10 protein-coding genes and 1 riboswitch are annotated in these 11,790 nt (G+C 58.7%); of the genes, 5 read left to right on the top strand and 5 right to left on the bottom strand.

Annotation, left to right across the window (positions count from 1 at the left end):
• Positions 1–14: 14 nt before the first annotated feature.
• Positions 15–848 (bottom strand): EamA family transporter, encoded by an 834-nt coding sequence (locus H8F21_RS24605; protein ID WP_203478650.1) that lies wholly within the window; start codon positions 846–848, stop codon positions 15–17.
• A 222-nt stretch (positions 849–1,070) separates the two neighbouring features.
• Between H8F21_RS24605 and H8F21_RS24600 the strand changes: the two genes are divergently transcribed.
• A complete protein-coding gene (locus H8F21_RS24600; protein WP_203585526.1) occupies positions 1,071–2,306 on the top strand; it encodes a cation:proton antiporter in 1,236 nt (411 codons plus the stop codon).
• Between the two features lie 67 nt (positions 2,307–2,373).
• Here H8F21_RS24600 and H8F21_RS24595 read toward each other — a convergent pair whose 3' ends face one another.
• On the bottom strand, positions 2,374–2,775 hold the full coding sequence (locus tag H8F21_RS24595; protein ID WP_136478480.1) for an acyl-CoA thioesterase: 402 nt from the start codon (positions 2,773–2,775) through the stop codon (positions 2,374–2,376).
• A gap of 182 nt (positions 2,776–2,957) precedes the next feature.
• Positions 2,958–3,062, top strand: a riboswitch (S-adenosyl-L-homocysteine riboswitch).
• 21 nt (positions 3,063–3,083) lie between these two features.
• On the opposite strand from H8F21_RS24595, the gene ahcY reads away from it, so the two are divergent.
• From ahcY to H8F21_RS24575, 4 genes are all read left to right on the top strand, one after another.
• Positions 3,084–4,493 (top strand): adenosylhomocysteinase, encoded by a 1,410-nt coding sequence (ahcY, locus tag H8F21_RS24590; RefSeq protein WP_203482046.1) that lies wholly within the window; start codon positions 3,084–3,086, stop codon positions 4,491–4,493.
• Between the two features lie 103 nt (positions 4,494–4,596).
• On the top strand, positions 4,597–5,442 hold the full coding sequence (gene metF, locus H8F21_RS24585) for a methylenetetrahydrofolate reductase [NAD(P)H] (RefSeq protein WP_136478482.1): 846 nt from the start codon (positions 4,597–4,599) through the stop codon (positions 5,440–5,442).
• 83 nt (positions 5,443–5,525) lie between these two features.
• The gene (locus H8F21_RS24580) at positions 5,526–6,311 is read left to right on the top strand and encodes a substrate-binding periplasmic protein (protein ID WP_203482047.1); all 786 of its coding nucleotides are present in this window, start codon (positions 5,526–5,528) and stop codon (positions 6,309–6,311) included.
• Positions 6,312–6,535: 224 nt separating this feature from the next.
• Positions 6,536–8,416, top strand: a complete 1,881-nt coding sequence (locus H8F21_RS24575; RefSeq protein ID WP_203585525.1) for a DEAD/DEAH box helicase — start codon at positions 6,536–6,538, stop codon at positions 8,414–8,416.
• A gap of 64 nt (positions 8,417–8,480) precedes the next feature.
• On the opposite strand, the gene H8F21_RS24570 is transcribed toward H8F21_RS24575, so the two are convergent.
• The 3 genes from H8F21_RS24570 to H8F21_RS24560 form a co-directional block, all read right to left on the bottom strand.
• Positions 8,481–9,059, bottom strand: a complete 579-nt coding sequence (locus tag H8F21_RS24570; RefSeq protein ID WP_136478485.1) for a YceI family protein — start codon at positions 9,057–9,059, stop codon at positions 8,481–8,483.
• Between the two features lie 33 nt (positions 9,060–9,092).
• A complete protein-coding gene (locus H8F21_RS24565) occupies positions 9,093–9,644 on the bottom strand; it encodes a cytochrome b (RefSeq protein ID WP_203482051.1) in 552 nt (183 codons plus the stop codon).
• A gap of 234 nt (positions 9,645–9,878) precedes the next feature.
• A complete protein-coding gene (locus tag H8F21_RS24560; RefSeq protein WP_203585524.1) occupies positions 9,879–11,690 on the bottom strand; it encodes a flavin monoamine oxidase family protein in 1,812 nt (603 codons plus the stop codon).
• Positions 11,691–11,790: the final 100 nt, after the last annotated feature.

Here is an 11,790-nt window from a genome sequence, read left to right as displayed (position 1 = left end):
TGTCGATTGGACGGTCAGAATTTCATGATCAGCATGCCGATCAATACCAAAGCACAAGCTAAGAGCCTGGGGCCGCCGAAAGGTTCTTTGAGATAGCGCATTCCAAACAGCACCACCAGTATTACGCTGACCTCACGCAATGCCGCCGCCTCGGCCACCGAACCCAATTGCATTGCCCAAAGCACCAGGGCGTAGCTCAACAGCACGCATAATCCCACCGCCAGGCCCAACCGCCACTGCAAGCGCCAGAACAGAATGAATGGTGCGCGCCGAGCGACACTGGCCAACAACGGAAAGGGCCAGGCACTGAGCAGTGTCAACCAGACAAGATAGTCCAACGGCTGTGACCAGAGGCGGATCGCCTGGCCGTCGAACCAGGTGTAGCAGCCGATACACAAGCCTATCAACGCCACCACTGGCAACATCGACCAGGGCAAGCGATCACCTCCCCCGCCCTGCCACAGCAGGCAAACCATGCCACATGGGATCAGCATGATGCCGATGATTTGCTGGCTGCTTAACGTTTCGCCCGCGAATGTCAGTGTCAGCGCCAGCACCACCAGCGGTGACAGGCCTCGCATCAGCGGATAGACCAACCCCAGGTCACCCGCCCGATACGCCTGGATCAACAAGAAACGATAGAACTGCTCGAACAGTGCAGACGCCAGCAGCCACGGCCAGACTTCGGCAGGCGGATACTGCACGAAAGCGACCATTACCAGCGCGAACACCAACGCCACGACATCCATGCTGGCGATGACCAGCAGGCGCTCGCCGCTGAATTTGATCAAGGTGTTCCAGGTTGCATGCAGCAGTGCGGCAACCAGAACCAGAGAAGTGGCTAACACGCGAAGATCCTTGGCAGTACAGGTCGGGTCATCAATGGCCAGCCGCTATATAAGCATTTAGCTCAGCACCCCGTCGCGCATTATTGCGCGCAGGGGAAACGAAAATCGCCAATCGCGGTCAACGCATGCAAGCAAAAAACTGTGTCCCCGCGCCATCGATAAACCATCAAACGGTTGCCCGATGGAATCGGGTACCGAATCAAAGCCACTACAGGACCCGGAATGCTTGAGCTTGTTGCTGCGTTTATCTGCTTGACCACACTGCTTACTTATCTGAATTACCGCTTCATTGGCCTGCCGCCTACTATCGGCGTCATGGTCACTGCGCTGTTCTTTTCCCTATTGCTGCAAGGTCTGAGCGTCATTGGCTACCCGGGACTGGAAGATCGCGTGCAGGGCCTGATGAGCCAGATCGACTTCAACGATTTGCTGATGCACTGGATGTTGTCGTTTCTGCTGTTTGCCGGAGCCCTGCACGTAAACCTCGCTGACCTGCGCAGTTATCGCTGGCCAATTGGCCTGCTGGCAACCGTTGGGGTACTGATCGCGACCGTGGTTATCGGTTACTTGGCCCATTGGATCTTCGCCCTGTTCGGCTGGCACGTGAGCCTGCTGTACTGCTTGCTGTTCGGCGCGCTGATCTCGCCCACCGACCCGATTGCCGTGCTCGGTGCCCTGCGTACCGCTAACGCGTCCAAACCGTTGAAAACCACTATCGTTGGCGAGTCGCTGTTCAACGACGGTACCGCAGTCGTGGTGTTCACCGTGCTGCTGGGAATCGCGCAACTGGGTGAAACGCCGACGGTAACCGACACCGCGATCCTCTTTGCTCGTGAAGCCATCGGCGGGGCACTGTTTGGTGGCCTGGTCGGCTATATCACCTACCGCATGATCAAAAGCATCGAGCAGTACCAGGTTGAAGTCATGCTCACCCTGGCGTTAGTCATCGGCGGTTCGGCGATGGCCTACGAGCTGCATGTTTCAGCCCCGATCGCGATGGTGGTGGCGGGTTTGATCATCGGCAATCTGGGCCGCAACCTGGCGATGAACGACATGACCCGACGCTACTTGGACGGTTTCTGGGAACTGATCGACGACATGCTCAACGCCCTGCTGTTCGCCCTGATCGGCCTGGAGCTATTGCTGCTGCCATTCTCGTGGATGCACCTGGCAGCGGCCGGGGTTCTGGCCGTGGCCATCCTCATGTCGCGCCTGCTGACGGTAGCACCGGCGATAGTCTTGCTGCGGCGCTGGCGCAGCGTGCCACGCGGCACCGTCCGGGTCCTGACCTGGGGTGGCTTGCGCGGTGGTGTATCGGTGGCCCTGGCCCTGTCGCTGCCGCCAGGTACCGAACGTGACTTGTTGCTGAGCATCACCTACATCGTAGTGCTGTCGTCAATCCTGTTGCAGGGTTTGACGATTGGTCGCGTGGTGCGCGGGGTCACCGAGCAGCCTTGACGGCGTTATCGCGGGCAAGCCCACGCCAAACGCAAGGATGGGTGCGGGCTTGCCCGGCGATGCTGTGTTACTCCACAGCGGTGTCCGGGAACTGATCCTGGACGTACTTGATCTCGGTCCGCCCATGAGCTGCCGGCAGCCCATCCTCTCCAAGGTTGACGAAGACCATCTTGTCCACCGTCAGGATGCTCTTGCGGGTGATCTTGTTACGCACTTCGCACTTGAGGGTGATGGAGGTACGGCCAAACTCGGTTGCCGTGATACCCAGTTCAATGATGTCGCCCTGGCGCGAAGCGCTGACGAAGTTGATTTCCGAAATGTACTTGGTCACCACACGCTGGTTGCCCAACTGCACGATCGCGTAGATCGCCGCCTCCTCATCGATCCAGCGCAGCAAGCTGCCGCCGAACAAGGTGCCGTTAGGGTTGAGGTCTTCGGGCTTGACCCATTTGCGGGTGTGAAAATTCATATCTACTCCTGACCGTCTTGCCAATCGATGCCGCTAATGATGGCAGAGCCTTCCGTGATCCTCCATTTAACATCGACTATGGTCTCGATTAATCGACAGAAAACCTTGGGCAGACGCCACGACGCAGCTATAATCGCCGACGTTTCAAAACGGTCATCTGCACTTGATACCGTTCCCGCCACCTGTCCGAGGGGCGCTGCAGCAGGTTCAACCTGTCAGGCTCGGATGGGGCGTTGTCTGGCCAGGCTTGCCTGCAGGCACTAAACGCACAACGGCGCCCATTCGCACATTACGAATGGAGGCTCTTCATGAGCGCTGTAATTACGCCTGCCGGTTTTACCGATTTCAAAGTCGCTGACATCTCCCTGGCTGCCTGGGGCCGTCGCGAAACCATCATCGCCGAATCGGAAATGCCTGCACTGATGGGCCTGCGCCGCAAGTACCTTGAAGAGCAACCGCTCAAAGGTGCCAAGATCCTCGGCTGCATCCACATGACCATTCAGACTGCCGTGCTGATCGAAACCCTGGTTGCCCTGGGTGCCGAAGTACGCTGGTCGTCCTGCAACATTTTCTCCACCCAGGACCAGGCCGCTGCCTCTATCGCCGCTGCCGGCATTCCTGTGTTCGCCTGGAAAGGCGAGACCGAAGAAGAGTACGAGTGGTGCCTGGAGCAAACCATCCTCAAGGACGGCGCCCCATGGGACGCCAACATGATCCTCGACGACGGTGGTGACCTCACCGAACTGCTGCACAAAAAATACCCAGCGGTGCTGGAGCGCGTTCATGGCGTAACCGAAGAAACCACCACTGGCGTACACCGCCTGCTGGACATGCTGGCCAAGGGCGAGCTGAAAATCCCGGCCATCAACGTCAACGACTCGGTCACCAAGAGCAAGAACGACAACAAGTACGGCTGCCGTCACAGCCTCAACGACGCCATCAAGCGCGGTACCGACCACCTGCTGTCGGGCAAGCAAGCCCTGGTAATCGGCTACGGTGACGTGGGCAAGGGCTCGGCACAGTCGCTGCGTCAGGAAGGCATGATCGTCAAGGTCACCGAAGTCGACCCGATCTGCGCGATGCAAGCCTGCATGGACGGTTTCGAGCTGGTCTCGCCATTCATCGACGGTATTAACAACGGTACTGAAGCAAGCATCGACAAAGCGCTGCTGGGCAAGATCGACCTGATCGTGACCACCACCGGTAACGTCAATGTTTGCGATGCAAACATGCTCAAGGCCCTGAAAAAGCGTGCCGTGGTGTGCAACATCGGCCACTTCGACAACGAGATCGACACCGCTTTCATGCGCAAGAACTGGGCATGGGAAGAGGTCAAGCCTCAGGTCCACAAGATCCACCGTACCGGCGCTGGCGATTTCGACCCGCAAAACGATGACTACCTGATCCTGCTGGCTGAAGGCCGCCTGGTAAACCTGGGTAACGCCACCGGCCACCCAAGCCGCATCATGGATGGCTCGTTCGCCAACCAGGTACTGGCGCAGATCTTCCTGTTCGACCAGAAGTACGCCGACCTGTCGCCAGCGCAGAAAGCCGAGCGCCTGACAGTTGAAGTACTGCCCAAGAAGCTGGATGAAGAAGTGGCCCTGGAAATGGTCCGCGGCTTCGGCGGCGTGGTAACCCAACTGACCCCACAGCAAGCCGAATACATCGGCGTGACTGTCGAAGGTCCGTTCAAGCCAAACGCCTACCGCTACTAAAGCCGATAACGGCAAGCTTCAAGCTGCAAGCAGGAGCGGTTCGCGCTGCCCTGCTTTTACCTTGTCGCTTGCCGCTTGTAGCTAGCCGCCCAAGGAATCTTGTATGTCTCAGGAACGTCGTTACAGCTTCGAGTTCTTCCCGACCAAGACCGATGCTGGACATGAAAAACTGCTCGCCACTGCTCATCAGCTGGCCAGCTACAACCCGGATTTCTTCTCCTGCACCTACGGTGCCGGTGGCTCTACCCGCGACCGCACGCTGAACACTGTGCTGCAGTTGGAAAGCGAAGTTAAGGTCCCTGCCGCGCCGCACCTGTCCTGCGTCGGTGACAGCAAGGAAGACCTGCGCAGCCTGCTGGCCCAGTACAAGGCCGCCGGTATCAAGCGTATCGTTGCTCTGCGCGGTGACCTGCCTTCGGGCATGGGCATGGCCAGTGGCGAACTGCGCTACGCCAACGAACTGGTCGAATTCATTCGCCAGGAAAGCGCCGATCACTTCCATATCGAAATCGCCGCCTACCCGGAAATGCATCCTCAAGCGCGCAATTTCGAGGATGACCTGGCCAATTTCGTACGCAAGGCCAACGCCGGTGCCGACAGCGCCATCACCCAATACTTCTTCAACGCCGACTGCTACTTCAACTTCGTCGAACGCGTGCAGAAGCTTGGGGTGAACATTCCTGTAGTGCCGGGGATCATGCCGATCACCAACTACAGCAAGCTGGCACGTTTCTCCGACGCTTGCGGCGCCGAGATTCCTCGCTGGATCCGCAAGCAACTGGAAGCCTATGGCGATGACGTCAAGAGCATCCAGTCGTTCGGTGAAGAAGTCATTACCCACATGTGCGAACAACTGCTGCAAGGTGGTGCACCCGGGCTGCACTTCTACACCCTGAACCAGGCCGATCCAAGCCTGGCGATCTGGAACAACCTCAAGTTGCCTCGTTGATCGATCCGCTCCGCCGCTGGATACGGCACGCGTATTGCGCACGTCTACTAGCCATAGGCGTGCGCACGTCGTAATCTCCAGATATGCCCGATTTCACCCGCCTTATGACCGCCCTGCTGCTTACTTGCCTGAGCGCGTTTGCCCATGGCGAGAAGCTTCGCATCGTCACCGAACCCTGGGCACCCTATGTGTACATGGAGAACGGTCAGGCAAAAGGTATCGATTACGAAGTCACTGTCGAAGTCTTCAAACGTCTTGGCGTAGAAGTGGAATGGCAATTCCTGCCCTGGAAGCGTTGCCTGGCGATGATCGATCAAGGCCTGGCGGATGGCATCCTGGATATCTTCCAGACTGAACAACGCGGCACTCAGCTGTTCTATCCCAATGAACCGCTCTCTGACGTCGAGTTTGTGCTTTTCTACGCCAATGCCCGCCCTCATTCGATCAACAGCCTGCAGGATCTGCGCGGCCTGACCGTCGGCACCTCCCCTGGCTACGCGTATGCAGCAGCGTTCAGCGATTCGCCGCTGTTCACCCGTGAGCCCGCGCCAACCCACGAAGCGAATTTCGGCAAACTTCAGCGCGGGCGCATTGATTTGCTGATAACCGACCGCCGCGTTGGTCGCCATTTGCGAAAGGATCTGGGACTTGACCGAGAAATCAGTGAACTGCCGCTGGTGGTCAGCACCCAAAGTCAGTACCTGGCCGTACGCCGCAATTCAGGCATGCAAGAGCTGATGCAACGCTTTGCCGCCGAACTACGAAATTTCAAGCAAGAGCCCGCCTTTACGGCACTCAATGCCCGCTATGCTGGCATTCCAGAAAATTTTCGTTCCACCGTTGAGCAGCAGGAACGCAGCACGCCTTGATTGCTCTGTTATACTCTGGCCTTCCCGCCAGGCTTACGCCCGGACGCTCGGCCTTGCAAAAGGCATCCCGATCGGCAGGACAGCGCGGCCAAGAGCCCGCCCGCCACAATCCGGATGTGCATTGAAGACCCTGCTGGACCGGACGCGAGTGCATCAGCCGATGCCTACCGCGCCAGGCAAGATTATCCCATCGGGCTTAGCCCCCACTAAGAACAGGATTACTCATGTCCTTTGCTTCCCTCGGTCTCTCCGAGGCTCTAGTCAGCGCCATCGAGGCTGCTGGCTATACCCAGCCCACTCCGGTGCAACAGCGGGCCATTCCCGCCGTGTTGCAAGGTCGTGACCTGATGGTCGCCGCCCAGACAGGTACTGGTAAAACCGGCGGTTTCGCACTGCCAATCCTCGAGCGCCTGTTCCCAGGTGGTCACCCAGACAAGTCCCAGCGTCATGGCCCTCGCCAGCCGCGGGTTCTGGTGCTGACCCCTACCCGTGAACTGGCCGCCCAGGTGCATGACAGCTTCAAGGTGTATGCCCGCGATCTTAAATTCGTCAGTGCCTGCATCTTTGGTGGCGTCGGCATGAACCCGCAGGTTCAGGCCATGGCACGCGGCGTTGATGTACTGGTAGCGTGCCCTGGCCGGCTGCTCGATCTGGCTGGCCAGGGCAGCGTCGACCTGTCCCACGTCGAAACACTAGTGCTGGACGAAGCCGACCGCATGCTCGACATGGGCTTCATCCATGATGTGAAGAAGGTCCTCGCCCGGCTGCCAGCCAAGCGCCAGAACCTGCTGTTCTCTGCGACCTTCTCCAAGGACATCACCGACCTCGCCGACAAGTTGCTACACAACCCAGAGCGCATCGAGGTTACGCCGCCAAACACCACGGTCGAGCGCATCGAGCAGCGCGTCTATCGCTTGCCTGCCAGCCACAAGCGTGCCCTGTTGGCCCACCTGATCACCACCGGTGCGTGGGAACAGGTACTGGTTTTCACCCGTACCAAGCACGGCGCCAACCGCCTGGCCGAATACCTGGAAAAGCACGGTCTGACCGCCGCCGCGATTCATGGCAATAAAAGCCAGAACGCACGCACCAAAGCCCTGGCCGACTTCAAGGCCGGCACTGTACGTATCATGGTTGCCACCGATATCGCCGCCCGCGGCCTGGATATCGACCAACTGCCTCACGTAGTCAACTTCGAGTTGCCCAACGTCGAAGAAGACTACGTGCACCGCATTGGCCGTACCGGTCGCGCCGGTCGTTCCGGTGAAGCGATTTCGCTGGTTGCCCCGGACGAAGAAAAGCTGCTCAAGAGCATTGAGCGCGTCACCCGCCAGAAAATCCCGGATGGCGACCTGATGGGCTTCGATGCCTCCAAGGTAGAAGCCGAGAAGCCTGAAACCCGTGAACGCCCGCAAAACAATCCACGCGGTGGCCGTGGTCAGCGTGCTGATGGCACCAACGGCGGACGCAAGGACAAAGGCAAGGATCAGGGCAAGGAAAAAGGTCGCGAGAAGGACAAGGAAAAAACCGCAGAAAAGTCTGCTGGTGGCCGCCAGGAACGTAAACCACGCGACAACAAGAAGCCACGTCAGCCCCAGTCCGCCCAACCAAGTGCAGCGCCGGCGGCAGGCAATCGTGATCCAGAAGTGTTCCTGGATGACGACATCGATAATTTTGGTAACCGTGCCGACTACGTCAGCCCTTATCAGAATAAAGGCAATCAAGGTCGCAACCGTCGTCCGGGCGCACCCGCGCAGAGCGGTGCCGGTGCCGGTGCCGGCGCAAATGGCCAGCAGCGTAGCGGTGGCGGCCAAGGCCGCAACAACGGCCCACGCAACGGCTCAGCCAATGGCGACAAACGCGGTGGTTCGCGTAATGGTGGCGGCGGTCAGCAACGCCGCGATGGCGGTGCCCGCAATCGCCGCCCGGACAGCGACAGCCAGTCGGGAGAGCCAGCCGCACGTAATCCACGTGAAGGCCAGCCACAGCCGAAGATCATGCACAAAGAATCAAAGGTCGACCGTTTCCCGACTGCTGAACAGCTTGAGCAATTGCCAAGCCGCCCGCGCGGCGAGAAGCCTGCGCTGCTGACCCGCAATCGCTGATTCGGCAATTGCAGAAATAAAAACGCCGCCCCTAGGGGCGGCGTTTTTATGGGTGTCGCAGAATTTACTTCTGCTTCACGCCTTCAACCGAGATGTCCAGGTCCAGGGTCTGGGAAGTAGCGCCCGGGCCTTTGATACCGAAGTCATTCAAGTTCAGGGTGGTGGTGGCGTTGAAACCCGCACGCTCACCGCCCCATGGATCCTTGCCTTCGCCGTTGAAGGTAGCCTTGAAGGTTACCGGCTTGGTAACGCCGTGCATGGTCAGGTCGCCCGTTACGTCAGCCGTTTTCTCGCCGGTCGATTTGACGCTGGTGGAGACAAACTTGGCTTCTGGGTACTTCTTGACGTCGAGGAAGTCGGCGCTAGCGATATGCTTGTCACGCTCGGCGTGGTTGGACCACAGGCTGGCAGTTTTCAGATCGACAGCAATCTTGCTCGCTTCAGGCTTTGCCGAATCCCAGCTGAAAGTACCATCGAAGTCTTTGAAGGTGCCGTGAATGAAGCTGTAGCCCAGGTGGCTGATTTTCCAGTCAACGAAGGCATGCTGGCCTTCCTTGTCGATCTTGTAGTCGGCAGCCATGGCTTGACCGGCCGAGAGCAGTGCAGTACCGAGCGCCAGAGCGGCAAAAGTCTTTTTCAACATGCTTCTATATCCCTTTGGAGTTGAGGTAGAACATCAAGCTTTGCGGCCCAGCATTCGCTTAAGGGTCGCGTCACGGTCGATAAAATGGTGCTTCAGCGCTGCCAGGCCATGCAGTCCGGCAAAAATCACCAGACCCCAGGCCAGGTAAAAATGGACTTCACCGGCAAGATCCGCCTGATCAGGTAAGTTGCTTATCAGAGCGGGCACCTCGAAAAGCCCAAACACTGGGATACCCACGCCATCGGCGGTGGAAATCAGGTAACCGGCGATCATCACCGCGAAGAGACCGAAGTAAAGCAGACTGTGCCCGGCTTTGGAGGCTGCACGTGTGAGTTTGCCGTGGTTAGGTAGCGCTGGAGGCGGCGGGCTGATCACCCGCCAGGCCACTCGAACGAGCATGACAGCCAACAACACCAGACCAATGCTCTTATGCAGGTCGGGTGCGTCCTTGCGCCAAGAGCTGTAGTAGTCAAGACCCACCATCCACAGACCGAGGGCGAACAGTGCGAAAACTGCCAGCGCCACGCCCCAGTGCATGACGATGCTGACCAGCCCATAACGCGATGATGAATTGCGCAGTTGCATTGCCGTGTTTCCCTGTAAGAACTGTGCCTAAGACTAACGAGTTAAATATCGAATTAAAGCGGAAAATTTCGCTCTGAAATATCGAGAAAAACGATTGTTAGTGTGTAACAGCGCTATTAAGGAAACATTAACTGGGTAGGAAGGTGCAACTGCAGGAGCGGGCTTGACCCACGATTGGCTGGGCCAAGCTCATCGCGGGCATGCCCGTTCCTACAGTTTTCAAGGCTTCAGGTGTTACTGCGCCTTGGCTTGAACGTTAGCTGCTGGTTTTTTAACTGCTGCAGCTTTTTTCGCCTGCTCGGACTTCGCCACCGGCTTTTTCGCCGGGGCATGTTTGACGGGTGCCTTGGTTGGGGCCGCCTTGACCGGTGCTGGCTTGACTGGCTCTTCCTTGGCAACCGGCGCCACCGCAGGCGCTGCTACCGGTGCTGGAGCAGCCGCCGCTTCAGCAGGCTTGACCGCTGGCTTTTCGACCGGTTTTTCGTCACTGCCAAACATCCGCGAAAAGAAGCCAGGCTTGCTTTCTTCCTTTTTCACCGACTCTGGCGCGTTGGCAGGCTTTTCGGACGAGCCACCGAACAGGTTGGAGAAGAAGTTGCCCTTGCTTGCTGCCACTGCAGTGGCAGCGGCAGCGGCAGCTACTGGAGCGGCATTGACCGGATCGAACGACTTGCCCGCAGCCAGGTCTTGTACTTGGCTGGCGGCACGCTGACCGCTGCGCAATGCGCCTTCCAAGGTACCCGGGTAAAGCGCGTCGGTGTGTTCTCCGGCAAAGGCAACACGTTGCACCGGACGCTCCCACAGGCGCCAGAACTTGCTGATCTGCCCCGGGCCATAGGCCAGGTATGCGCCACCCATGTTGGCGTCGGTGCTGTAACGGCGTACTTCGTAGCCGGTAAAGGCACCACGAGCCTGTGGATAAAACGCATGCAGACGGATCAAAACCTGGTCGACCATCTGTTTGTCGCCGAAGGCCTGCAACAGACGTGCGTTATCACCCGACAGGTTGATTACTACGTTAGCCCCACCCTTGAGTGCAGGCTCGATCCACAGCATGCCAAGGCCGGCATTGCTGAAGATTTCGCCAGACATCCGTGCGCGGCTCTCCCAGACCGGGTTCTTGAACTTGAGCAGCAGTTGGTCGCGCCAGCCATAGTTGGTGCCTTTGAGCGCCGCCACATGCTGGTTGTCCAGGCCGGGAATCATCTGGATTTTCGCCAGGGCGCGCAGCGGTACGGCCAGCACGACGTAATCGGCCTGGTAGCCAACGCTGCCGACTTTAACGGTGACGCCGTTCTTGTCCTGGGTAATGGCGCTGACTGGCGAGCTGGTCTTGATGGTTTTCAGTTGTTTGACGAATGCCTGGGCCAATACCGGGCTACCACCTGGCAAGCGTGCGGCTCGCAGGTCGCGGTCGCTGACACCGCGGTAGACACGGGTTTGCTGGGCAAAATAAAGCAGCGACAGACGCGACGGCTCATCATAACGAGTACGAATCTGCTGGTTGATCAGTTGACGCGCGGTGGTTGGCAACTGCAGCTTGTCCAACCAGGAGGACACGTTCAGTTGATCGAGGGCGAACAAGGTGCTGTTGGCTGCCGGGTTCTGCGGGTCGTCGATCGAGCGGGCCAGATCGTCGAGGGTTTTCTCATAACGCTTGAGCGCCTCGGCAGTGACCGGTTGCTTGGTAGCCAGGTCGGTCGCGCTGTAGTACTCGCCATCGATCAGGTAACCCGGGACACGGACGAACTCCGGGGCCGGCAGGGTGTTGATCTTGAAGGTATCGAGGTACTGATTGAGTGTTGGCTGGGCCTTGCTGTTACCAATCCACTCGCTGGTGGCCAGGCCCGAACGCCCACCCATGCCCGACTTGGCTTCCAGCAGGGTTACCTGCCAGCCCTTGGCCTGCAATTCGTAAGCCGCCGTAAGGCCTGCCAGACCACCGCCGACGACGATGGCTGTCGGGGTTTTGTCCTTGGCCAGCGCAGCGCCGCTGAACAGTCCTATCATTACCAGCGCACAGGCGCGCAGCCAACCAGCAGACATTTTGGCGAACTCCGGATCGAAACAGATAATTGGGGGGATCCCCCAGGAAAGAGTAGTCGAAGGATACGCCACGCCAAGCGACCTCGCCAGCAACGCCCAC

Origin of the sequence: Pseudomonas arcuscaelestis, assembly GCF_016881005.1 — a bacterium.
Classification (GTDB): Bacteria; Pseudomonadota; Gammaproteobacteria; order Pseudomonadales; family Pseudomonadaceae; genus Aquipseudomonas; species Aquipseudomonas arcuscaelestis.
The sequence above is the reverse complement of the archived record's forward strand: the minus strand, read 5'-3'. Positions and strand labels throughout refer to the sequence as shown.